This is a genomic window from Paenibacillus sp. Dod16 (assembly GCF_049893405.1).
Taxonomy (GTDB): domain Bacteria; phylum Bacillota; class Bacilli; order Paenibacillales; family Paenibacillaceae; genus Paenibacillus_AQ.
In genome coordinates this window covers 34324-57869 of record NZ_JBNDYG010000038.1, presented here as the reverse complement: position 1 = coordinate 57869, position 23546 = coordinate 34324, and the positions used below count along the sequence as shown (strand labels likewise).

Annotated in this window: 19 protein-coding genes and 1 pseudogene; 4 read left to right on the top strand and 16 right to left on the bottom strand. The window is 48.1% G+C overall.

Annotated features, from left to right (window positions below; genetic code table 11):
• Positions 1 to 48 precede the first annotated feature (48 nt).
• The 6 genes from ACPV3A_RS25605 to pdhA all read right to left on the bottom strand — a co-directional run bounded on the left by ACPV3A_RS25605 (position 49) and on the right by pdhA (position 6557).
• The gene (locus ACPV3A_RS25605; protein ID WP_426202019.1) at positions 49 to 537 is read right to left on the bottom strand and encodes a dihydrofolate reductase; all 489 of its coding nucleotides are present in this window, start codon (positions 535 to 537) and stop codon (positions 49 to 51) included.
• A 61-nt stretch (positions 538 to 598) separates the two neighbouring features.
• Positions 599 to 1393: a thymidylate synthase gene (gene thyA / locus ACPV3A_RS25600; protein WP_071218198.1), complete on the bottom strand. Its 795-nt coding sequence runs from the start codon at positions 1391 to 1393 to the stop codon at positions 599 to 601.
• A 201-nt stretch (positions 1394 to 1594) separates the two neighbouring features.
• On the bottom strand, positions 1595 to 3010 hold the full coding sequence (gene lpdA, locus ACPV3A_RS25595) for a dihydrolipoyl dehydrogenase (RefSeq protein WP_009589200.1): 1416 nt from the start codon (positions 3008 to 3010) through the stop codon (positions 1595 to 1597).
• A 3-nt stretch (positions 3011 to 3013) separates the two neighbouring features.
• On the bottom strand, positions 3014 to 4333 hold the full coding sequence (locus tag ACPV3A_RS25590; protein ID WP_194542078.1) for a dihydrolipoamide acetyltransferase family protein: 1320 nt from the start codon (positions 4331 to 4333) through the stop codon (positions 3014 to 3016).
• A gap of 29 nt (positions 4334 to 4362) precedes the next feature.
• Complete coding sequence (locus ACPV3A_RS25585; RefSeq protein ID WP_071218200.1) at positions 4363 to 5340, bottom strand: alpha-ketoacid dehydrogenase subunit beta; 978 nt, start codon at positions 5338 to 5340, stop codon at positions 4363 to 4365.
• A gap of 149 nt (positions 5341 to 5489) precedes the next feature.
• A complete protein-coding gene (pdhA, locus tag ACPV3A_RS25580; RefSeq protein ID WP_113056870.1) occupies positions 5490 to 6557 on the bottom strand; it encodes a pyruvate dehydrogenase (acetyl-transferring) E1 component subunit alpha in 1068 nt (355 codons plus the stop codon).
• Between the two features lie 256 nt (positions 6558 to 6813).
• Between pdhA and ACPV3A_RS25575 the strand changes: the two are divergent.
• Positions 6814 to 7419 (top strand): annotated as a pseudogene (locus ACPV3A_RS25575) (alpha/beta hydrolase); the annotation flags it as partial.
• Between the two features lie 334 nt (positions 7420 to 7753).
• Here the strand turns inward: ACPV3A_RS25575 and ACPV3A_RS25570 are convergent.
• Positions 7754 to 8218, bottom strand: coding sequence for a low molecular weight protein-tyrosine-phosphatase (locus tag ACPV3A_RS25570; RefSeq protein WP_071218203.1), 465 nt, complete (start codon positions 8216 to 8218; stop codon positions 7754 to 7756).
• Positions 8219 to 8298: 80 nt separating this feature from the next.
• Entirely contained in the window at positions 8299 to 8946 is a 648-nt protein-coding gene (locus tag ACPV3A_RS25565; protein ID WP_194545140.1) for a trimeric intracellular cation channel family protein, read from the bottom strand.
• A gap of 136 nt (positions 8947 to 9082) precedes the next feature.
• On the opposite strand from ACPV3A_RS25565, the gene ACPV3A_RS25560 reads away from it, so the two are divergent.
• Together ACPV3A_RS25560 and ACPV3A_RS25555 are read left to right on the top strand one after the other, a co-directional pair.
• The gene (locus ACPV3A_RS25560; RefSeq protein WP_220685743.1) at positions 9083 to 9727 is read left to right on the top strand and encodes a thiamine diphosphokinase; all 645 of its coding nucleotides are present in this window, start codon (positions 9083 to 9085) and stop codon (positions 9725 to 9727) included.
• A 268-nt stretch (positions 9728 to 9995) separates the two neighbouring features.
• Positions 9996 to 10490: a C40 family peptidase gene (locus ACPV3A_RS25555; RefSeq protein ID WP_071218205.1), complete on the top strand. Its 495-nt coding sequence runs from the start codon at positions 9996 to 9998 to the stop codon at positions 10488 to 10490.
• A 59-nt stretch (positions 10491 to 10549) separates the two neighbouring features.
• On the opposite strand, the gene ACPV3A_RS25550 is transcribed toward ACPV3A_RS25555, so the two are convergent.
• Positions 10550 to 11272, bottom strand: a complete 723-nt coding sequence (locus ACPV3A_RS25550) for a response regulator transcription factor (protein ID WP_194542075.1) — start codon at positions 11270 to 11272, stop codon at positions 10550 to 10552.
• 227 nt (positions 11273 to 11499) lie between these two features.
• On the opposite strand from ACPV3A_RS25550, the gene ACPV3A_RS25545 reads away from it, so the two are divergent.
• Positions 11500 to 14850, top strand: coding sequence for a discoidin domain-containing protein (locus ACPV3A_RS25545; RefSeq protein ID WP_426202014.1), 3351 nt, complete (start codon positions 11500 to 11502; stop codon positions 14848 to 14850).
• Positions 14851 to 14942: 92 nt separating this feature from the next.
• Here the strand turns inward: ACPV3A_RS25545 and ACPV3A_RS25540 are convergent, their stop codons facing one another.
• The 7 genes from ACPV3A_RS25540 to ACPV3A_RS25510 form a co-directional block, all read right to left on the bottom strand.
• The gene (locus ACPV3A_RS25540) at positions 14943 to 16016 is read right to left on the bottom strand and encodes a ThiF family adenylyltransferase (RefSeq protein WP_339224418.1); all 1074 of its coding nucleotides are present in this window, start codon (positions 16014 to 16016) and stop codon (positions 14943 to 14945) included.
• Between the two features lie 182 nt (positions 16017 to 16198).
• A complete protein-coding gene (locus tag ACPV3A_RS25535; RefSeq protein WP_426202012.1) occupies positions 16199 to 17008 on the bottom strand; it encodes an aminoglycoside phosphotransferase family protein in 810 nt (269 codons plus the stop codon).
• Positions 17009 to 17318: 310 nt separating this feature from the next.
• The gene (locus ACPV3A_RS25530) at positions 17319 to 18872 is read right to left on the bottom strand and encodes an ABC-F family ATP-binding cassette domain-containing protein (RefSeq protein ID WP_426202010.1); all 1554 of its coding nucleotides are present in this window, start codon (positions 18870 to 18872) and stop codon (positions 17319 to 17321) included.
• A 122-nt stretch (positions 18873 to 18994) separates the two neighbouring features.
• Positions 18995 to 20050 (bottom strand): hypothetical protein, encoded by a 1056-nt coding sequence (locus ACPV3A_RS25525; RefSeq protein ID WP_426202008.1) that lies wholly within the window; start codon positions 20048 to 20050, stop codon positions 18995 to 18997.
• Between the two features lie 21 nt (positions 20051 to 20071).
• On the bottom strand, positions 20072 to 21877 hold the full coding sequence (gene ltrA / locus ACPV3A_RS25520) for a group II intron reverse transcriptase/maturase (RefSeq protein ID WP_426202006.1): 1806 nt from the start codon (positions 21875 to 21877) through the stop codon (positions 20072 to 20074).
• Positions 21878 to 22569: 692 nt separating this feature from the next.
• On the bottom strand, positions 22570 to 23127 hold the full coding sequence (locus tag ACPV3A_RS25515) for a hypothetical protein (protein WP_426202004.1): 558 nt from the start codon (positions 23125 to 23127) through the stop codon (positions 22570 to 22572).
• Positions 23128 to 23132: 5 nt separating this feature from the next.
• On the bottom strand, positions 23133 to 23528 hold the full coding sequence (locus tag ACPV3A_RS25510) for a hypothetical protein (RefSeq protein ID WP_233354819.1): 396 nt from the start codon (positions 23526 to 23528) through the stop codon (positions 23133 to 23135).
• Positions 23529 to 23546: the final 18 nt, after the last annotated feature.

Here is a 23546-nt window from a genome sequence, read left to right as displayed (position 1 = left end):
GGATGGATTGGAGTATGTCTATCCCTTCAAAGCTCGTCATCAAGCTCATTATTTTCGTTCAAACGTAACAAACCGGTAGGCATACGGGTTTTTTTCATCCGTTATGCCGGGAACTTCTTCGACAATTTCCCATTCGTCCCAGTTCACTTCAGGGAAGAACGTATCCCCTTCAAAAGTTTCATCAATAAACGTGCAGTACAACCGATCCGCTTTCGGAAGCATCAATTTATAAATCTGGGATCCGCCGATCACCATCAGCTCTGCGTTCTCCGCGTAGGGAAGGGCTTCATCCACATCATGGATCACGATGCCCTGATCGTCCGTCAGCGTGAAACTTCGGTCTCTCGTCAGCACGATATTCTTTCGGTGAGGCAGAGGTTTACTGCCAAAGGACTCCCAGGTCTTGCGCCCCATCAGAATCGTTTTGTGCAGGGTCGTCTCCTTGAAGAAGGCCATATCCCGCGGCAATCGCCACGGCATGGTGCCGTTCAGCCCGATTACCTGGTCCTTGCCCATTGCCCATATCATCGATATCATTACACCGTCACTCCTTCCTTGTACAAATAGATTGCGCCGAATATCGGTACCACTTGTTTATTTACACAGCTACGGTCGCTTTAATGGTTGGATGATACTGGTAACCCTCAAATTCAAAATCTTCGAATGTATAATCAAAGATGCTCTCCGGCTTGCGCTTGATGACCAGCTTCGGCAGCTCATAAGGCTCGCGTTCAAGCTGCGTTCTGACCTGTTCCATATGATTGGAATAGATATGGACGTCGCCACCGGACCAGATGAATTCACCCGGCTCCAGGCCGCACTGCTGGGCAACCATATGGGTAAGCAGTGCATAACTCGCAATGTTGAACGGTAGCCCGAGGAAGCTGTCCACGGAACGCATGGTAAGCATACAGGAGAGCTTCCCGCCCGCCACGTAGAATTGGAATACAAAATGGCATGGAGGCAGCTTCATGTTATCAATCTCTGCCACGTTCCAGGCACTGACGATATGCCGCCGGGAGTCGGGATTGTTTTTAATCGAATCGATGACGTTGGCAATCTGGTCGATATGGCGTCCATCCGGCGTTTCCCACGCTCGCCACTGCGAGCCGTAGACCGGTCCCAAATCGCCGTTCTCATCTGCCCATTCGTCCCATATCCGCACGCCGTTCTCTTTTAGATACCGGATATTCGTCTCCCCGCTTAAGAACCACAGAAGCTCGTGTATCACCGATTTTAAGTGAATCCGCTTGGTTGTCATCAGAGGAAAGCCTTTAGAAAGGTCAAACCGCAGCTGTCTTCCAAATACGGATAACGTTCCCGTCCCCGTGCGGTCCCCTTTCTCTACGCCATGATCAAGAATGTCTTGCAGCAGCTCCAAGTATTGTTTCATGTATAGTCACCTCACTAGAATCTCATATCAACAGTCTACCATGTTCGTGGAATGATTGGGATGCTTAAAATAACCCTGCCGAAAGAGGCCGGATATCGCTTGCGGCATCCACATAAAAAAACAGGAGGCAGAAAACCGCCTGCGCGTTCTCTGCCTCCTGGCCGAATATATAATGACTCGAAAAAACGAGCGTCGTTTGGATTAACGGGCGATGATGTGGATCGGATGACCCATAACCAATTCCGCAGCTTCCATTACGATTTCGCCAAGCGTCGGATGCGCATGGATGGTCAAGGCTACATCTTCAAGCGTAGCGCCCATCTCAATAGCAAGACCGAGCTCTGCAATCAGGTTGGAAGCTTCCAGACCTACGATTTGCGCTCCGAGAATAAGTCCTGTTCCTTCTTCAGCTACGATCTTCACGAAGCCTTCCGGATGGTTCAAGGATACGGAACGTCCGTTACCTGCGTAAGGGAATTTGCCTGCTTTCACTTTATGGCCTTTTTCCTTCGCTTGAGCTTCGGTGTAACCTACGCTGGAGCATTCTGGATCCGTAAACACAACAGCTGGAATACATTTGTAATCCACGACGGACGGCATTCCGGAAATGGCCTCAGCAGCCACTTTACCTTCGTAGGAAGCTTTGTGTGCAAGCGCCAGACCGGATACGATATCCCCGATCGCGAAGATATGAGGAATGCTTGTGCGTCCTTGATGGTCGACTTTCACGAACCCGCGCTCATCCATATCGAGGCCGATCAGATCAAGGCCAAGCTCTCCATCCGTGTTCGGACGACGGCCAACCGTAACCAGCAGGTAATCTGCTGTTACTTCTTTGGTTTCGCCATTCACGGAGTATTTCACGGTAACTTCTTTATCGTTTTGCTCGGCACTTTCAGCTTTAGCACCTGTGATAATTTCGATACCGGTTTTCTTCATGTTTTTCGTAACGAGGCTTGTCATGTCTTTGTCAAAGCCAGCCAAAACGCTGTCCAGACCTTCGATGATCGTTACTTTCGAACCGAATTTGGAGTACATTTGACCAAGCTCGGCACCGATGTAGCCGCCACCGATTACGATCATGCTCTTCGGTACCTCAGGCAGGTTCAATGCTTCGGTAGAAGACAGGATGCGTCCGCCAAACGGGAATGGCTTCAGTTCGATTGGACGGGAACCTGTAGCAATGATGCAGTTCTTGAAGCGGTAACGCGGTGATTCATGATCATTGAATACACGCGCTTCGTTTTCGTTGATGAACATGCACTCGCCGTTGAAAACTTCCACTTTGTTGCCTTTCAGCAAACCGGCTACGCCGCCAGTCATTTTTTTGACAACGCCGTTTTTGAATTCCTGTGTTTTCGCGAAATCAACCGTTACGTTCTCCACGGAAATACCGAATGCATCGGCATGCTTAGCGGACTCGAACTGATGAGCTGCAGCGATCAAAGCCTTGGAAGGAATACAACCACGGTTCAAGCAAACACCGCCGAGTTCCGATTTATCAACGATCAGAACCTTTTGACCCAGTTGGGCGGCACGAATCGCCGCCACATAACCACCAGGACCAGCACCAATGACTAGAGTATCAATATCTAAAGAAGCATCTCCAACTACCATTAGTTACACCTCCATAACAAGCAGCTCAGGGTTAGCGAGCAGTTGTTTAATATAGTTCATAAAGTTTTGAGCCGTTGCGCCGTCGATGATACGGTGGTCAAAGCTCAAGGACAATGCCATAACAGGTGCTGCTACAATCTCGCCGTTCTTCACAACCGCCTTTTCGCTGATGCGGCCGGTACCGAGAATAGCAACCTCTGGGAAGTTAATGATTGGCGTAAAGAACATGCCGCCTGCAGATCCGATGTTCGTGATGGAAATCGTGCTGCCCTTCATTTCGTTAGGAGACAGTTTGCCTTCACGGCCGCGAGCAGCCAGATCACGGATGCTGTCAGCGATCATCCAAATGCTCTTACGATCCGCATCTTTGATAACCGGTACGATCAGACCGTTGTCTGTATCCGTAGCGATACCGATGTTGTAGTATTTTTTGTACACGATTTCGTTCGCTTCTTCGTCGATCATCGCATTCAAAGCCGGGAACTGACGGCTAGCCGCAACGAGTGCTTTAACGATGAATGGCAGATACGTAACTTTCGTGCCTTTCTTCTCAGCGATCGGTTTCATGCGGGTACGGAACGCTACCAGCTCGGTTACGTCCACTTCGTCCATGATCGTAACGTGAGGAGCTGTGTAAGCCGATTTAACCATAGCGTTCGAGATCGCTTTACGGATACCTTTGAATGGTACGCGCTCTTCTTCTGCACGAGTGTCCACCGCTGTGGATGCTGCTGCAGGAGCTGCTTTCGCTTCGGAAGCCGCTTCTTGCGCTGGAGCTGCTGCTTGGCCTCCACCGTTCTTGAAGGCTTCAACATCTTCGCGAGTCACTTTACCGTTGTTGCCAGAACCTTGCACTTGTGCAATGTCTACGCCTTGCTCACGAGCGAATTTACGCACGCTAGGTGTAGCCAGAACTTCACGATTAGGTGCTGCTGGAGCAGCTGCTCCACCGTTTCCGCCTTGTTTAGCGTCAGCCGGTGCATCTTGAGCCGGGGAAGAAGTTGTATCCGCGCTGCCTTTAGCTGCGTCAGCTTCTTGCGCAGACTGCTCTTCAGCAGGAGCCTCTTGCTCAGGAATGTCGCCTTCAGCATCGATGATAGCTACCACTTCACCGACACGGCATACTTGACCATCCTTGGCAAAAACTTCTTGAACCGTACCGTTCACGGGACAAGGAACTTCTACGACCGCCTTGTCGTTCTGTACTTCCATGATGATGTCGTCGTCTGTTACTTTGTCGCCTGGCTTGATATGCATTTTGATGATTTCACCTTCATGCAGACCTTCACCCAGCTCTGGAAAACGATATTCAAATTTTGCCAACTGAAAAACCTCCCTAGAAATTGCTGCTATTAGAAATTCATTACTTTATTGACGGCATCCACGATACGTGCTGGAGTAGGTAACCAAGTGTCCTCGATTTGCGCGAATGGATACACGGTATCCGGCGGAGTCACACGAAGCACTGGAGCTTCCAGGTGCAGAATCGCCTTCTCGTTGATTTGAGCGATAACTTCTGCGGCTACGCCTGCAGATTTTTGCGCTTCTTGAACCACGATGGCACGGTTGGTTTTCTTAACCGAAGCAAGCACAGTATCGATGTCGATTGGAGAGATCGTGCGCAAGTCGATGATTTCCGCTTTGATTCCGTTCTTCTCAAGTTCGTCCGCCGCTTTCGTTGCGGTATGAACCATCAAACCATATGCGATAATCGTAACGTCGGTTCCTTCGCGAACCACGTTAGCTTTACCAAGCTCAACCGTGTAATCACCTTCAGGAACTTCAGCGCGGAACGCATGATACAGGTTCAAGTGCTCCATGAAGAACACAGGGTCATTGTCGCGAATTGCTGCGATCATGAGTCCTTTTGCATCATAAGGATTGGAAGGTACTACAACTTTAATACCCGGGGTTTGCGTGATCAAACCTTCGAGTGCATCGGTGTGCAGCTCAGCCGCTTTAACCCCGCCGCCGAATGGCGTACGGAATACGATCGGGGAGTTGTAACGTCCACCGGAACGGTAACGCATACGCGCTGCTTGAACGACGATTTGGTCGAGCGCTTCAAAGATAAATCCAACGAATTGAATTTCAGCGATCGGACGGAAGCCTTGAATACCGAGACCTACCGCCAAACCGCCAATAGCGGACTCAGCCAGCGGTGTATCGAATACGCGCTCTTCCCCGAATTCTTTTTGAAGGCCTTCCGTTACCCGGAAAACACCGCCGACATTACCTACGTCTTCACCGAAGATGACAACGTTAGGGTCACGGCTCAATTCAACGCGCATGGCGTCGCGAATCGCTTCTTTCATGTTCATTTGTGCCATTGCTTCATTTCCTCCTTAAGAAATACAGTTCACTAAAAATTCCAGTGTATATATCGATGTCAAAACGTTCAAAAACCGACCTGATGCCGCCATGACAAAACCAGATGATTATCCAGGATCAAACCTTTGACAATCATCGGCCGTCATTTTTATTGGAAATCAGCTTTCTGCTCTTCCAGATGCTTCGGCGTTTGCTCGAACATGCTGTCGATCAAACCAGGTACTGTCATTTTTTCCGTTTGTTCTGCTTTTTTAATTTGCTCGTTGACTTTCGCTTTCGCTTCTTCTTTCACGCGAGCTGTATCTTCCTCTGTCCAGAGGCCTTTTGCTTCCAGGTACTTCGCAAGACGTGCGATCGGATCCTTCTCGTTCCACTCGCCCTCTTCTTCCTTCGTACGATATTTCGAAGCGTCGTCAGACAGGGAATGCGGACGGAAACGGTATGTCACAGCTTCGATAAGCGTTGCGCCTTCGCCATTGCGGCCGCGTTCTGCAGCATCACGAACGGCCTTGATCACAGCGAGGACGTCCATGCCGTCAACCTTAACACCCTTGATACCAGCTGCTACAGCTTTATGTGCGATCGACAATGCTGCAGTCTGCTTGGAGAATGGAGTCGTGATGGCATAACCGTTGTTTTGCACGAAGAAGATAACCGGCAGTTTGTACACACCTGCATAGTTCAAGCCTTCGTAGAAATCGCCTTCGGAAGAGCCGCCGTCACCGGTATACGTAATAACCACTTGTTTTTGCTTCTTCAGTTTGTAACCCATAGCGATACCCATAGCATGCAAGATTTGCGCGCCAATGATGATCTGAGGCATCAATACGTTAACACCCTCCGGAATTTGTCCGCCATGCTGATGTCCGCGGGAATAGAGGAATGCTTGATAAAGCGGAAGTCCATGCCATACGATTTGCGGCATATCACGGTAGCCCGGGCAGACAAAGTCGTCTTTCTCAAGCGCGAATTCGCTACCTACCATCGTTGCTTCTTGACCGGATACAGGAGCATAGAAACCGAGACGTCCTTGGCGGCCGAGATTTACGGCACGGTCGTCCCAAGTACGGGTAAATACCATACGGTACATAATTTCTTTCAGTTGATCGTCTGACAATTCAGGCAGAAGATCTTTGTTTACGATTTTGCCATCCGGGGAAAGTACAGATAGAGTATCGACTTCCTCGGTATATACTTCATAAGGAACCTTGGTCATTTTTTTCACCTCAATAAATATTTGAATATCAAGTTCCGCTGTTATAGAATTATTATACACCTGTTTTACTCCATTCGTCAAAGAAATACGGGATAAAATTTCACATTTCTTAACGTTTGTATGTATAACAGTTTGTGGATAATACTATAACAGTATGACAAACATCATAGAACAGCAGCCAACTTCAACATGTCAGGGTAATTTTAACTTATTGTTTACCGCATTTCAAAAACTAACCCGAAAAAGGTGACGAATGATGACGAATGAACGTTTATTGAAGCGAACCATCGTAAAAGAAGTGATTGAAAGCCAGTTTCTGCAGGAGAATCGAACGCTGCGCATCTACCTTCCTCCCGGATACAATGAAATTCTCAGCTATCCCGTCGTGTACTGTCAGGATGGAGAGGAATTCTTCAATTTTGGTCGCATCGCGACTTGGGCCAACCAGCTCATTCTCGAAGAAGGCGTGGAGCCGTTCATCATTGTAGGCGTGGAAGTGAACACCAAAGTTCGCACCGAAGAGTACGCGCCATTCGGCAACAGGTTCGACGCTTACCTATCCTGCTTCGCCGAAGAGATTATTCCCTTCGTCGAACAAAAATATCCTGTGCGCAAAGAGCCTGCCGAAAGAGTACTCGCCGGCGACTCCCTTGGCGGAAGCGTATCCGTGCATCTAGCCTTGCGTTACCCGCATCTCTTCACCCGAATCATCAGCTTGTCCGGCGCCTTCTATGAGAAGTCCCAGAATATGATCAGAGAAGAGAAAGATTTGTCCTGGCTCGACATCTATATGATTGTAGGCTTGCAAGAAGACAACTATGCAACCGATACAGGTGTCTATAACTTCGTTGAATTGAATCGTTCAACAAAGGCGTACTTCCTGGATTAATCGATTGATTGGCAAAATCCGTTGGCTTATCTAAATGACCTGTTACAGCAAAGTTCATGGCCTGTCCCACTGGGGACTTTTTACGAGTTACGATTTAAAGCTGTTGGCAAAAAAGAATACCTATGATGCAACAGGAAGCGCAAATTATGCGCTCTTTGTTGCTTCACTTCAAAAAAAGATGAACAACCGCGCATTTTTTCTGGAATGTGCATTGTTCATCTTTTATGTTCAGCAGCCCGTTCTTCTTGGTATCGCTTTCAATTATTCTCGTCAAAAAAGCGGTAGACTCACCGCTTGTTCGAATCGATTATAGCTTTTCTTTCATGATTTTGTCCAGTAAGATGTCACACCCCGCATCAATAAGACGATACACTTCATCAAAATTTCCAGTGAAATACGGATCCGGCACCTCGCGCAGCTTTTCATCAGGGAGCAAATCCATAAACTTCAGAATCGCGGCCTGGTCGCCTCCCGCTAGCTTGCGCAAATTCGTCACATTCGAATCATCCATGCCGATAACGTAATCGAACTTGACGAGATCCTGGCTTACCACTTTGCGGGCGACCATTCCCTCGTAGCTGATTTGCCAGCTGTCCAGCAGCTTTCGGGTTCCTTCATGGGGAACGCTTCCGATATGCCAATCTCCTGTGCCGGCAGAATCCACACTGATCTTATCCTGCAGTCCACGCTGTTCAATTTTATGTCGCAGCACCGCTTCCGCCATCGGTGAGCGGCAGATGTTGCCCAGACATACAAACAAGACGGATACCATAATCCTCTCTCCTTCACGCTATAATTCATCGTCATTTCACGAGGAAATTCTAATTCATGCATGACGTTACCTACCATCCATTAACCTGAACTGACTTTTTTTCCACTGGCTGCTGTAGGATGGCCTTCGTGCAGCGACCTTCTGGGCAGTCTCCATTTATAAAGCACGGACAGCATCCGGAATACAATCACCACTACAAACAGAGTAAGCAGCTCCCAAGTCTTGGTGGCCACGCCAAGGCCGATGGCGACCCCTGCTATCATGGCCCACACCGCATAGATCTCATCACGGAGCACCAGCGGCTTCCGCCCTGCCAATAAATCGCGGACCATTCCCCCGCCGCTTCCGGTAAGCACAGCAGCCACAATCACCGCGCTCATGGGGTGATTCATTTGCGTAGCATATAGAGCCCCTTGAATCGCAAAGGCAGATAGTCCGATCGCATCGAACAGCGCCTCCGTTTTCTTCCAGTGCTGAATCAAGCCGAGCGGCAGCACAAACGCTACAAATACTGAAATCATCGCGAGCATGATTAAATCGCCCTGTCCCCACAAGGTGGTAACCGGCACGCCGATCAGTACGTTTCTTATAATACCCCCGCCGAAGGCTGTTACTAAACCTAATACCACAACCCCCAGAATATCGTATTCCTCTTCCATAGCTACAAAAGCTCCGGACATGGCAAACGCAATGGTGCCAATGATACTGAATACGTCAAACACATGCATGTCCAAAATTCAGTTCCCCCGCTCCCCCGTCAATTTACATACTACATTGTAGCCGTGCCTATTAAAATTGTGCAAGCATGAAAACTGCTCTATACTAGAATACAATGACAATTCTCTCGAAAAAGGAGGAATTATAATGAAACATACTCGCGTCCTGATCTTTACAGGTGGGGAGTTGTCACCACGATTCCTGGATGAGGTTCAAAACGGGGACTTCATTATAGGGGCTGATCGCGGAGCCCTCTACTTGATTGAACATGGGATGAAACCTGACCTGTCCGTTGGAGATTTTGATTCCATTCCGCCAGAACAGATGGATCGAATACGCTCCAATAGCGGCAAGGTGATTGACTGTGATCCGATCGATAAAAATTTAACCGACACCGAGCTTGCCTTCGAGCTGGCACTGGAGCATTCCCCCGAATCCATCATGATTCTGGGAGCAACAGGGACACGCCTCGATCACACGCTGGCTAATATCCACATGCTGATTCGCGGACTCCAACATCATATTCCGTGTTCTATATTAGATGAGAACAATTTTATTACCCTGACAGGCTCCAGCTGCATTGTCGAGAACAAAGGGTTTACATATGTCTCCCTGCTGCCGCTGACTACGGAAGTTACCGGGATTAATCTCGAAGGATTCGAGTACCCGCTCCACGACGCCACATTGCGATTGGGGCAGTCACTAGGAGTCAGCAATAAGCTGGCTGAGGACAAAGGGACGGTCCGGATCGAAGGCGGTCTGCTCCTTATTATTCAGAGTAAGGACCGCTAACCGTTACTATTTTGTCATCTTTGACACGCTAATATTAACAATCAAATTCATCGTTAAAAACCCTTGTGTATCAAGGGTTTTTTCTCATTCCCAACTCATCGACTGCACTCATTTCTTAATATTTTGTAACTTTTAATGATATTTTAATAATCCGCTTTCATTTCATGCGGCCCAAGGGTTTGCGCCGATTAACCAAAATATAGTCGGTTTCAAATCTGATATACTCGGTTCATCGCAAAAAACAAAACTGCTTGGAGGTAATAACAACATGAATCGACAGCATTGGATTAAGAAGGCCGTAGTAATCAGCTTGAGCGCAACTTTGGGTGTAGGGGCAGTTCTTACTGTTGCACCACCAGCTCCTGTAGAAGCAGCATCGGTAAGCACAGGAACTCGAGTCGTTAACTTCGGTAAACAATATATGGGAACACCTTATAAATTCGGAGCATCTACATCCACTACAAGAGTATTTGATTGCTCTTCCTTTATGAAGCATATCTTCAAAAAATACGGCGTGAATCTGCCTCGTACATCTGCTGCTCAATCCAAAGTGGGTAAAGCGGTATCGAAATCGAACCTGAGAGCCGGCGATTTGGTATTCTTCTCGAGCGGAAGCCGTGCAAATGGCCGAAACGTGACTCACGTTGCCGTATATATGGGTAACAACAAAATTTTGCACACCTACGGCAAGCCTGGCGTAACCATCTCCAGCCTGTCTGGCAACTGGAGCAAAACTTACCTGAAAGCTCGTCGCGTACTGTAGTAGTTTAATTACTCCATTGTTACTATGGAATTAGAATTATATCAAAGACCGTCTTCCTCTCACGGAAGGCGGTCTTTTTTGCTTGCAGCATTGATTTCTTCCTCCGATAGCAGTTTATATCCGGTTCCCCGAATCGTTCGCAGCAGCTTTTGTTTGCGTCCTCGATCGATTTTTTCTCTCAGATGAAGAATATAAACATCTACCACATTGGTGCCTGTATGGAAATCGTAATCCCACACCTGTTTTAATATATCCTCACGCGTGCATACCTGCCCCTGCCTTCTAGCCAAAAACAACAGTAGATCATATTCGCGATGAGTCAGCTCGATCGCTTCCTCTGCTCGGGATACATTCCGGCTCAGAGGATCGATCACCAGATCTCCGATTCGGATGACTTCTTCTTGTTCCATGCGACCAGTCTGAAATAGTTTCAGTAAATTGGCAATACGCGCCAACAGCTCCCTTGTATCTCTATCATTAGGGATGTAGTCATGGGCACCTGCCTCCAATGCCTGAATGGCTTCATCAGAACCGTCATTTCCGATGATGATGATCGGGATCTGTTCCCTTTTGCCCGTCAATCGCTCCACGAGATTGAATTCGCTCATACCCGGCAATCTGCTGTCGATAAGCAGCAGGTCTGCGCCTGAACGCTGCAAAACGGCGACCACTTCCGAATAATTCATGACATGTTTAACCTTATAGCCCGATTGTTCCAATATCTCCATAACGCTCTGGACCCGATCTTGATGATCTGCCGCGATCAGTATTACTTTCTCCACGGGTTCCCCCCCGCTTTCAACGCTTAATAATGTAAGTATGGCTGTTTCATCCTGCTTTCACTCCAAAAGATGCTCGGATCACGCACGTTTTCCGTAGTAATACATCTTATCTCCGAAGCGGCGCTATTTTTATAATGGGATAAAGGATTAGGAAAGGGGGATATTTTCGCCGATTAGCTCATTTAATCGAAAAGTATCGAGTGAACACTCTGGAGGAGGAAAATAACATGCGCAACAAACTCGTGGTATGGCCTCTTGTCATGGCTATGCTGATATCTATCGTATGCAGTGCCGCAGTGCCGCCAACCCCGGTTTCGGCAGCAGCCGAAACCAACCTCTCGCTTGGCAAAGCCGTAACAGCAAGCGGTCAATCCCAAACCTACGGGCCAGCTAACGTTATCGATGGCAATCAGGGTTCGTACTGGGAAAGCACCAATCATGCGTTTCCGCAGTGGATTCAAATCGATCTTGGCGCTGACACCAGCATCAACCGGGTCGTTCTTAAACTTCCTGCCACCTGGGAGTCTCGGACACAAACGCTAACCGTACAAGGCAGCTCGAACGGTTCGACATTCTCCAATTTGGCGGACTCGGCCGACTATGAATTTAACCCCTCTACATCAGGAAACTCGGTGACCATCCGTTTTGATGAAGCGAGCACGAGATATGTTCGCCTGACCGTAACCAGCAACACGACGTGGCCGGCTGCGCAGCTGTCTGAGTTCGAGATTTATGGACCATCGGTCTCCCCGCCAACGCCTCCAACGGGAAACAATATCGCCAGCGGCAAACCGATTACCGCCTCCTCAAGCACCTTTACGTACACTGCAACCCAAGCTAACGACAACGACATCCAAACCTACTGGGAAGGCGGAAGCAATCCAAGCACCCTGACGCTCGACTTGGGAACGAATCACGATATCACCTCCATCGTACTGAAGCTGAATCCTTCTCCGGCATGGAGCACGCGCACGCAAACCATACAAGTGCTCGGACATGATCAGAGCACAACAAATTTTAGCAATTTGGTATCGACGCAGTCCTATACGTTCAACCCCGCGTCCGGCAACTTTGTGACGATTCCCGTAACGGCAACCGTGAAACGTCTTCAATTAAACATAACGTCCAATACCGGCGCACCGGCCGGGCAGATTGCGGAATTCGAAGTTTACGGCACAGCCGCCCAGAATCCGGACCTGACCATTACGGATATGTCATGGACCCCATCTTCTCCGATTGAAAACGATGACATTACACTCCGTGCTACGGTTAAAAACATTGGGGCCGTGGAAGCCGGGGCTACGACGCTCAATTATTACTTAAATGCGGATAAAGCAGGCTCCTCCCCGGTAGCTCCGCTCGCGGCAGGTGCTTCCACCACGGTAACTCTACAAGTCGGTACCAAGGCCGCTGGATCCTATTCCGTCAGTGCCAAGGTTGATGAGGATAATGAAATCATGGAACAGAATGATGAAAATAACAGCTATTCGCATGCGTCCCCGCTCGTCATCGGTGCCGTTGAAAGTTCCGATTTGGTAGGAACTGTACAATGGACACCCGCCACTCCAGTCGCAGGGAACGCAGTAGCCTTTACCGTTAATCTTAAGAACCAGGGCAACAAAGCCACGGCAAGCGGATCCCATGCGATATCCGTCGCTCTGAAGAATCCGGCCGGTTCAACGATTCAAACCTTAACCGGAAGTTATGATGGCGCCCTCGCTGCAGGTTCCTCTGCTTCTATCCATATTCCGGGCACATGGACAGCGGCAAATGGCAGCTATACAGTAACAACAACCGTGGCACCCGACACAAACGAAGTACCCCTCAAACGGGAGAACAACGTCAGCCAGGCGAATCTCACGGTATATTCCGCTCGCGGTGCCAGTATGCCATATACCCGATACGATACGGATGATGCATTACGCGGCGGCGGAGCTCAGCTGAAGACGGCACCGACATTCGATCAAGCTCTCACAGCATCGGAAGCATCCGGGCAGCGTTATGTCGCGCTTCCTTCCAACGGGTCCAATCTGGAGTGGACGGTTCGACCAGGTGAGGGCGGAGCCGGCGTCACTATGCGCTATACGATGCCGGACTCATCAAACGGCATGGGGTTAACCGGCTCGCTCGACGTTTATGTAAATGGTGCGAAGAAAAAAACCGTTCCATTAACTTCTTACTACAGCTGGCAATATTTTTCCAGCGATCATCCTGCAGACGCCCCAGGTGGAGGACGCCCGCTCTTCCGGTTCGATGAAGTACACTGGAAGATGGATACGCCGCTCCAGCCGGGTGACAAAATCCGTATTCAGAAATCCAATGCGGATAACCTGGAATATGGCGTTGATTTTATCGAAATCGRGCCGGTCMCCGCGGCAATCGCCCGCCCGGCTAACTCGGTATCCGTAACGGATTTCGGTGCAACGCCGAACGACGGCCAAGATGACCTATCGGCGTTTGAAGATGCTGTGCAGGCTGCCGCTTCAACCGGCAAAACCTTATACATTCCTGAGGGGACATTCCATCTGGGCAACATGTGGAAGATCGGCTCGGTTGGGAATATGATTGATGACATCAAGATCATAGGGGCAGGCATTTGGCATACAAACATTCAATTTACCAACCCGAATGCCGCTTCTGGCGGGATATCGCTTCGGATCGCGGGTCAGCTTGATTTCAGCCATATCTACCTCAACTCAAATCTGCGTTCACGTTATAATCAAAACGCAGTCTACAAGGGATTTATGGATAACTTCGGCACCAACTCCAAAATCCACAATGTGTGGGTTGAACATTTTGAGTGTGGATTTTGGGTAGGCGATTATGCGCACACCCCAGCCATCATCGCGGAGGGGCTGATCATTGAAAACAGCCGGATCCGCAATAATCTTGCCGACGGTGTTAATTTTGCCCAAGGAACCAGCCATTCAACTGTACGTAACAGCAGCATTCGTAATAACGGAGACGATGGTCTCGCCGTATGGACGAGTAACGTGAATGGCGCGCCTGCGGGCGTTAACAACAACTTCTCTTATAACACCATCGAAAATAATTGGCGTGCGGCAGCTATCGCATTCTTTGGGGGAAGCGGTCATAAGGCTACTCACAACCTGATTGTTGACACCGTAGGCGGTTCCGGTATTCGAATGAATACCGTGTTCCCGGGTTACCATTTCCAGAACAATACCGGCATTCTGTTCTCCGATACCACGATCATTGGGAGTGGAACCAGTAAAGACCTGTACGATGGGGAGCGCGGCGCCATCGATCTGGAAGCGTCAAATGATGCGATCCGCAATGTCACGTTTACCAACATCGATATCCTGAACACCCAGCGCAGTGCCGTTCAGCTTGGTTATGGCGGCGGTTTTCAGAACATCGTGTTTAACAACATCCATATTGACGGTACGGGGCTTGACGGGGTCACATCCTCCAGATTCTCGAATCCTCATCCAGGTGCGGCAATTTACACCTATACGGGCAATGGGTCGGCAACATTTAACAATCTGACCACGCAGAACATCGCTCATCCCGATTTGTTTTTCATTCAGAACGGTTTTCAATTAATCGTGCAATAACCCGGCTTAAACATCACAAAAAGGAGGAGTCCATTGCGACTCCTCCTTTTGATATTGATGGATTAGATAAGTAACGTTGGGTTAGTTTCAGATTAACCACCAACGTATTGATTATACAACGACCTGGCCTTGGCGATATCCGATGTGCCATGCACCAGGGTTCTGCCGTCCCGGAATATAACCAAACGATGTGGATTCACCTGATAGATGATCATATACGGCGTTACGGTTGCTTTTCCTTGATGAAGCTTGTTCAACCGCTCAGCCATTTCGTCCAATTGAAGCTGCAGGGGTCTGGCTGGCCTGATCTGCACCGTATCCCTGCCGCACAACACTTCGCTTTTATCCGCGTGTTCAGCCGTCAAGTAAGGATATTTCGGATGCTCCCCGCATGTGGGACAGTCCGATTTTTTCGCTCGGTCTACGCCAAACTCCACCCGTTCATTACGCCACAAATCGAAGGACAGCATCTTTTTTCTAAGAACATGTCGATGCCCCGATAAAAGCTTCATCGCTTCCATCGTTTGATGAGTAGCGACCATCTGTACCGCTTGCGGAAGAATTCCGTTAATGTCGCAGGTGTCGCCGCCCAAGGGAATCGTCCCAAGCAGACAGTTCAAGCATGGCGTCTCTCCCGGTAAAAATGTGTAACTCATGCCTGAACTTCCGACGCAGCCTCCGTAAATCCACGGGATTCCATACTTAAATCCGATGTCGTTCAGGATCAGCCGGGTTCCGAAATTATCGGTAGCGTCCATCATCAAATCAACGCCTTGACTGAGTACTGCCAGTTCCTGCGCACGTACATCCATAACGATACCGTCCACGATAACGTCTGAATTAATCGCAGATAAGCGCTTAGCCGCTGCTACGGCCTTCGGCAATCGATCGATCGCGTCCTGTTCGGTAAACAGCTGCTGACGCTGCAGATTGCTCCATTCCACGTAATCCCGATCCACGATGGTTACATGCCCGACACCTGCGCGAACCAAAGTTTCCGCTACGGCGCTTCCCAGCGCCCCGGCACCAAGAACGAGCACATGGCTCTTTCGGAGGCGAAGCTGACCTTCTTTTCCAAATGGGGTAAACCGCTCTTGCCTAGAATATCGATCCTCTCGTTCCATAGGAACTGTGACACCGCGGTCCGTGGACTCCGAGGCTGCCATGAAGTGAGGCAACGTACGATTTACTTCCTCCCTGTTATCGTTTAAACGAGACATGAATTATCCTCCGATCAATATCTGCAAATCTTCTACGAATAAGAGAAGACTTCACGAAGTTTTTAAATGACAACCTATGATTAGAAATACCCATCCCCCGAAGAGGATGGGCTGTTTACTATTTCAGCCTAAAACAACCTTGTATTCAGCGCCTTCTCTAGGACACCGCGATGACGCATAATCCAGGCTGCACTCCGCGCCCTCCAGGCCAATCCCCACAGAGGGCCTTCCGATTCCGGCGTGACCTGCAGCTCAATCGCTTCCTCTGCCGTTTCCCGAACGACCACCTCAACGATCATATCAAACAGGGCCGTTCGAAGGGACGGATCGACGCCATAGGCGTCAACCATTAAACGGAGCTGCCTTGCACGGGCATTAGCATCCGGCAAACCGACTCTTTCCGCAACATCATCATCGTGCAACTGCGGAAAGAGCCAGCACACACGGGCTAATTCGACGAGCGGATGTACAGGTCCGGCGTATTCCCAGTCAATTAACGCAATTGGCATCCCATCACGGGTAACCATGTTCCAAGGTGCAATATCACCATGGCTGTATGCAAGTCCGCTGTCACCCAGCTCACGCAGGAACCACGGCTTCCAGACACTCCCGGGCTGCGATTTAAATGTAGACGAAGCGTCATGAAGTTTACGCAATAATTGTCCTACTTCGATGATGCCTTCGTCGCTCCAGGGCCCGGGATGAACAAATTCGCCTTCGATATAACTTAACATCTCTTGGCCTTTCTTATTACATCCAGAGCCTATAATTTCCGGAATCGATGTAAACCCTGTTTGCCTCAGATGCCTCAACAATGAGTGTATAGCCGGCGTCCAAGGTCCTGATGGGCGGTACACAATCTGGCCCTTCCGTACAACCGACTTTTCAGGAGAAAGCACGACGTCCTCTCCCTGACTGGAGTTATGTTCCGAATTCATTTTAAATACGTCTCCCCTTCAGAAGGGAATTACACGGGTTAACGGGGCTATGGATGCGAATCCCCTTCATATAATAATGCCCCGATGGATAAGTCCATGTCTTCCATCAACATCTCCTCCGTTCATTTCAGGTTGTTTCTAGCATATCACAAATAAACCATAAACCGAATGTCCATCTTACCGAATATACCAAAGGAGGACAGGCAGTAATCTGCCCATCCTCCTTATAAAAATACTAATACATTCATTCTAATCAAAGTTTTCATTTAGATATATCCTGCTGAGGGCAGGATGGGGATTCTGAATTGAATCAGGAATTCTGGTTGGACCAATCTTCGACGTTCCAGATCTTGGTCACCCAATCCTCATAAAACTCAGGTTCGTGGGAAACCAGCAGAATCGTGCCTTTATATTCTTTCAAAGCACGTCTTAGTTCCTCCTTAGCCACAACGTCAAGGTGATTCGTCGGTTCGTCAAACAGAATCCAGTTGCTTTCGCGCATCAGAAGCTTACACAGACGGACCTTGGCTTGCTCTCCGCCGCTAAGTGCCTTCATTGGACGGGTAATATGCTCGTTTTTGAGCCCGCAGCGAGCAAGCGCTGCACGAACCTCGTGCTGATTCAAATGGGAAAATTCGTTCCACACATCATCAATCGGCGTAATATTCCCTGGACGTACTTCCTGCTCAAAATACGCAGGCACCAGGAAATCCCCCTGATAGGTCTTCCCCGAGAGCGCTGGAATTTTGCCAAGTATGGTCTTCAGCAGCGTTGATTTACCTACGCCATTACAGCCTACAATAGCAATTTTCTCTCCACGCTCGATCAGGATATTCATTTTGGGGAGCAATGGCCGATCGTATCCGATCTCAAAGTCGATTCCCTCGAATACCGTTTTACCGCTGGCACGGGCTTCCTTGAAGTTAAACACAGGTTTAGCCGCTTCCTCCGGACGGTCAATCCGCTCCATACGATCCAGCTGTTTCTCCCGGCTCTTCGCCCGGCCAGAGGTGGAATAACGGGCCTTGTTCCGCTGAATGAAGTCCTCCTGTTTCTTGATGAACTCCTGCTGCTTCTCGTAAGCATCAATATGCTGGTTCTTATTGATATCAGCCATTTCCAGGAACTTCTCGTAGTTCGCTGTATAGCGAGTTAATTTCGCAAATTCCAGATGATAGATCACATCCACCACCTGGTTCATAAATTCCGTATCATGGGATATCAAAATGAAAGCATATGGGTACTGCTTCAAATATTGAGTGAGCCAATCAATATGCTCAACATCCAGATAGTTGGTAGGCTCGTCCAGCAGCAGTACATTCGGCTTCTCCAGAAGAAGCTTCGCGAGCAATACTTTGGTACGCTGTCCCCCGCTTAATGTTGCGACATCGCGATCCAGGCCAATGACGGATAACCCAAGACCATTCGCCATCTCCTCAACCTTTACGTCCAGCATGTAGAAATCCCCGATATCCAGCTGCTCCTGAATTTCACCCATTTGCTCGAGCAGCAGCTCCAACTCTTCAGGAGAAGCATCACTCATCTTATTGGTGATCTCCATCATTTCTTTTTCAAGCTCCAGTAGAGGCAGGAAGGCATCCTTTAACACATCGCGAACCGTTTTGCCAGCTGTCAGCTTGGTGTGCTGGTCCAAGTATCCGTACCGGATCTTCGGTGTCCACTCCACCTTGCCGCTGTCTTTTAACAGCTGCCCGGTCAAAATATTCATTAGTGTTGATTTGCCTACGCCGTTTGCTCCAACCAAACCCACATGTTCGCCTGACAGCAAACGAAAGGATACATTCTTAAATAGAGTACGTTCCCCGAAATTATGTGATACGTTCTCTACAGTCAATAAACTCATGGCTATAGTAACTCCTGTCTGTATAAAATGAACTTATTTCATGTTAATTTAGCGAAATATACACAGTCAAGAGTTTATTGTATCACATCATGGAGTCCGGCAGAAACCATAACTTTCAGGGATTAGAGGACACCGGGATTAGAACAGCTTTTCTCCTGATATCCTGCTGCCGCTGCCTCTTTGGCACTCGGGAACACTTCTTCCACGCGATAGTTGAATTGACAGGCATCACGGTAATAATATTTGAGCCCCCTGCTATCCACCCCTCCGAAATAAACAGGAGCTTTAACAAGTCTGCCTCCTCCAAGGGCATAGTTATTATAATACTGATCGCCCATGGGGATGCCTTGAATGAATGCCATCATACCGATATCATCCATCGTATTCACCCACTCTTCCTGAGATATCAACGGAAGAGCGAACGTATAGGCTACTCCGTTTCGGAGCGCCACTTGGTTGTGCCGCTGTATGTAATAAGCAAGATGATCTTGAACGCTATTCACAATCGTGATCCGTCTGACTTGTTCAAACCTATCCTTATCTTCCAGCAAAGCTATACCCGTCCTGCCACTCAGATCCTCCCGATAGCCGGAGTGCCAGATGGAAGATCCTCCGCCTGATTCATATACCTGAACGAAGGAATCCAATGTAAACTGGATGCTGTTGGCCCTGCCATCATTCCAGGCATAAGGGATTTTGGGTGTCCATCTATGCTCCATGAGCTCCTCCCCATACGCGTTGGTGAAGGTTTGTGAAACATACAAATAAAACCCGTCATAATCCAGAACAACGATAGCAGGAATATACCACCACAGAGCTGACTGAGCAGCCGGATCATCCGCGATCCCCATATTGATGTACAGCGTCCGGGAAAAGGACTCCAGCGCTCGTTCTTTATCCGCACGCATAAATTTTATAGAATCATATGCCGACTCTTTGTCCTGGGTCTCATTATCGTTCAGCATCATCCCGCCGTCTTGAACGGCTGTACGCAGAGCAGCCGAATATTTCATTTCTACGTACCGGACATCCTCTAAACTCTCGGCACGCATGCCCAGAATTATAAACATGGGGAAAAACACGGCGGTAAATACGATGGCAAGATCAATAGAAATAGGTAAGGATTTGATACGATCACCACCTTTTCCCCTTCTCCGCACCGTGCGTGCGACTTTCATCGCACACGGCGCTCCATCTTTCTAGATTAGATTATCAATAGGTTCCAAGTTACTCATTTTACGGTACTGTTCGATTTTCTGGATCATTGTATCGTCGAAATCGAATTTGGACATGAGCTTAACAATCGTCTCAGGTTTACTCGCATGAACAATCCTGTGAATGTTTTTATGCAAGATACGCAGGTTGCTATAGCTGTCCGACCCTCCTAAATGTAGGGGGAGATAATGGTGGCAGTGCACCTCATCAGCGAATAGAAAAACACCTGTTATTTCGCATTTCCCTGCCCGCATGCTGTATCTACTCAGTCTGTTGTCCATGTACTCAACTGTTCGGTACGGTATCTTGGATTTCAGAAGTTTGGATATCTCAGCACGAATGTCCGGGTTCAGTTCTTTTATTAGGATTGCTCGACCACCGGGTGTAAACGGATTTAGACCTTGCTGAAAGTTGAGGTTGTTCACCGTTTTTACATCCCTGAGTGGGAAGAGAAGGACTCCACAAACTTTGAAAGTTCTGTAGTTGCTTTTATAGAACTTTTTATAAGTCGGAGGTGGAATTCCTGGATGTTGGTATTTCCCGACTGATTTTAGACGATTGTAAGTGAATGCTTTTAGATCATAGGCAAGACGTGAGAACTCAACACTAACGTGTGTTGCTTTTGAAAAATAGTTGTGCACCCCAAGGACGAAGCTGTTGTAAAGAAGAGCGTTTTGAGTAATGGGTTTCTTGTGTAATGCCATGATGCGTGTTTTTGCATCATTTTTGATTTGTTTTTTCTTCTTGTCGCTGATCCCCGTATATGCAACTCTTCGTTTACCTTTCTTTTCTGCCCATATAGTAAAACCTAAGAATTCCGATTTTCTTTTTCTAAGATTAACTACTTGGGATTTCTCGGGTGAGATATCGAGTTTGAGCCGACCCTTGAGATATAGCCTAACAGCGTGGTACCACTTTTGTGCGGTTTTCCAATCTCGACTTAGAATTTTGAAGTCATCTGCATAACGGACGATGTAACCTTCTTTAAGGTTAGTTTTCTTTAGCGCCCTGTTTCTATGGTATTTTCCTGCGTAAGTGATATTCGTTACGAAGGTTTCCCATTGTCCGGAGACCCATTGATCTAAGTCATTTAAGACTATGTTCGAAAGGAGTGGTGATAGGATACCACCCTGTGGCGTACCTTTGCTTGGAATGCCTTCCCATTCGATTTCCGCTTTCAGCATTTTGCTGATTATTCGTAGTACCCTTTTATCTCTGATCCCTATATTCCAAAGCTGTTTGATGAGCAGCGTATGGTTAACGTTGTCAAAGAAGCCTTGAATATCTACATCGACCACGTAGTGTAAGCCAGCCGTGTTCACTAGGTGTTGAATTCTCGCTATGGCATTGTGTGTTGATCTGATTGGTCTGAATCCATAGCTGTGTCGGTAGAAGTATGCTTCTGCGATAGGCTCAAGGATTTGTTTAAAGCACTGTTGGATAATCCTATCCTCTATACATGGGATACCTAATGGCCTTTTCTTGCCATTGGGTTTAGGGATATGGACTCGTCTCACCTTCCTAGGCTGGTAATTCGAGAGTTTACAACCTATTTGCTCCACAATTTCTTCTTCCGTTAGTGTTTTTAGGTCTTCAATTGTTTTGCCATCTGTGCCTGGTGTACGCGATCCTTTGTTGGACTTTATTGTCCGATATGCCAGCAGAATGTTCTGCTTTGTGGTAATTAGGTCGTATAAGTTATGGAAGCATATCTTTTTTTGGGCATTTTCGTACAACTCAGTAAAAGTGTTCGTCATGTCATAGTAGTCCCAGTAACGCAGAGCTTGCACTGTGGTTTCACCTCCTTGATGGAGACCCACATTCCTGCCAGATCGGTGCAATTCACTTTTTGGAAAGATTGATCTTAATCTAGAAAGACTCGAGGCTGTTCCTCCATATCCATTACAGATACTTCATCAGTCGTGCCTCTACTCTCACAAGGATTAATACATTTCAGTCGTTATACTGACCTTATAGTAACCGTCTGGGATGGCAGTCCCGTAATGCGACGTCCCTTGCTTTCCTTGTACCCTAAGGGCTAGCTATCCATGCTTAACCGTAGGTGTCTCCTTTGAGCCTGTGGACTTGATATCGCCTTAGTTCGATATAGCGTATTTCCTAGACTACAGTTGTACTTTACGCTATCCACCCTGAGTAGTATCAGGACATATGTTTCCATATGCTATGAATTTAGACCCGTACATTCAGAGATTCGTCAGATCCTTTGATCATTCTCACCATAGTTAGCTTTTCAGCCATCCGGCATATCAGTAGGCATACCTTCTCTTGGAGTGGCTTTAGCCTTCCTTCTGCCGACTTCACCTGTGCTTCGTACCTGACATGCTGCCCATGTCACGCACGCAGGAGATTAATGGAATTGTTTCAGGAAACATGGCTCCGTCATTCCAATTCTCGACCATAGAGTTGGACTTAGTAGATAAGTCCCTGCATTTCCCGCTCAAGGCGGTTATAGCAGAACAAGTCACACGTAATCTTCATTCAGTACCAAACCTCCGTATGGAAATGCGATTGCTGCTTTGCCACCAGAATTTGATCCGGTCAACGCATCGAACATGATCAATCCGGGTGTTCGATTCAGAGTACTGACACTTACCTGAAAGTGATCTCCAGCCGTTAGACGGTATCGGCGTCTGTCATCCTGTTTATCGACATTCGACTCCGGGAATAGATATCCCATAACATCTTCCTGATAATAAGCATCATATACGACGGAATAGCGGTTCAAGAATGTTCCAGGATCTGAAGGATCGGCATATTCCGGGTGGTATTTCTTATGATGATGTTCCATTTCCACATTGTAAATGTTCCCGGTGGCTGCCAGCTCTTGCAGGAAGTCATTGTACATGATCGGAGTAATATACCCCTTCGTACGAACACTATCCACGAATTTGGTAACGGATTGATAAACAACGAGTCGTGACAGATCATCCTGTCTTCTGGCCATCTCGCCTGCGGGAACCAAGTACAGCAGAAGAAGAGCCAGAAAGGCAGCAAACCATTTCGAAACCGAGTTTGACATTGTTGTTACCTCACTTTTACAAACTGGATGCTCTCCACTTCTCCATCGATCCTCCGAACGTACTCGGCATCATAATGGGCTTCCATATCTATGATCGAAAGATCCAGTTCCTCCGGATTACTGCCTGATTGGAACAGCACGCCATCCACATACATATTGAAGCCGCCAGCTTGAACCTCTCGCAGCGTGAATACGACTTCGCTTCCCTTATAAATGAGCTTTCTGTTCTCGTTCGTCATCTCTACGGTGATCACACCCGCATGCTGCTCCTGAGTCATTCTGCCTACGGCTGATATACCGCCATCCACCATCGTCTGAATATGGAAGGCATACAGGGCTGCGCCAAGAAATAATGCCACTGCTGCTGCCAATTCAAGTGCGCTTATCGTTTGTCCACGCAAGGCAAGTCACCTTTCCAT

Coding starts and splice junctions, on each gene's coding strand:
- ACPV3A_RS25605 (WP_426202019.1), bottom strand. CDS start 537: ATGATATCGATGATATGGGCAATGGGCAAGGACCAGGTAATCGGGCTG.
- thyA (WP_071218198.1), bottom strand. CDS start 1,393: ATGAAACAATACTTGGAGCTGCTGCAAGACATTCTTGATCATGGCGTA.
- lpdA (WP_009589200.1), bottom strand. CDS start 3,010: ATGGTAGTTGGAGATGCTTCTTTAGATATTGATACTCTAGTCATTGGT.
- ACPV3A_RS25585 (WP_071218200.1), bottom strand. CDS start 5,340: ATGGCACAAATGAACATGAAAGAAGCGATTCGCGACGCCATGCGCGTT.
- pdhA (WP_113056870.1), bottom strand. CDS start 6,557: ATGACCAAGGTTCCTTATGAAGTATATACCGAGGAAGTCGATACTCTA.
- ACPV3A_RS25570 (WP_071218203.1), bottom strand. CDS start 8,218: ATGGTATCCGTCTTGTTTGTATGTCTGGGCAACATCTGCCGCTCACCG.
- ACPV3A_RS25565 (WP_194545140.1), bottom strand. CDS start 8,946: ATGCATGTGTTTGACGTATTCAGTATCATTGGCACCATTGCGTTTGCC.
- ACPV3A_RS25560 (WP_220685743.1), top strand. CDS start 9,083: ATGAAACATACTCGCGTCCTGATCTTTACAGGTGGGGAGTTGTCACCA.
- ACPV3A_RS25555 (WP_071218205.1), top strand. CDS start 9,996: ATGAATCGACAGCATTGGATTAAGAAGGCCGTAGTAATCAGCTTGAGC.
- ACPV3A_RS25540 (WP_339224418.1), bottom strand. CDS start 16,016: ATGGCAGCCTCGGAGTCCACGGACCGCGGTGTCACAGTTCCTATGGAA.
- ACPV3A_RS25535 (WP_426202012.1), bottom strand. CDS start 17,008: ATGAATTCGGAACATAACTCCAGTCAGGGAGAGGACGTCGTGCTTTCT.
- ACPV3A_RS25530 (WP_426202010.1), bottom strand. CDS start 18,872: ATGAGTTTATTGACTGTAGAGAACGTATCACATAATTTCGGGGAACGT.
- ACPV3A_RS25525 (WP_426202008.1), bottom strand. CDS start 20,050: ATGAAAGTCGCACGCACGGTGCGGAGAAGGGGAAAAGGTGGTGATCGT.
- ACPV3A_RS25515 (WP_426202004.1), bottom strand. CDS start 23,127: ATGTCAAACTCGGTTTCGAAATGGTTTGCTGCCTTTCTGGCTCTTCTT.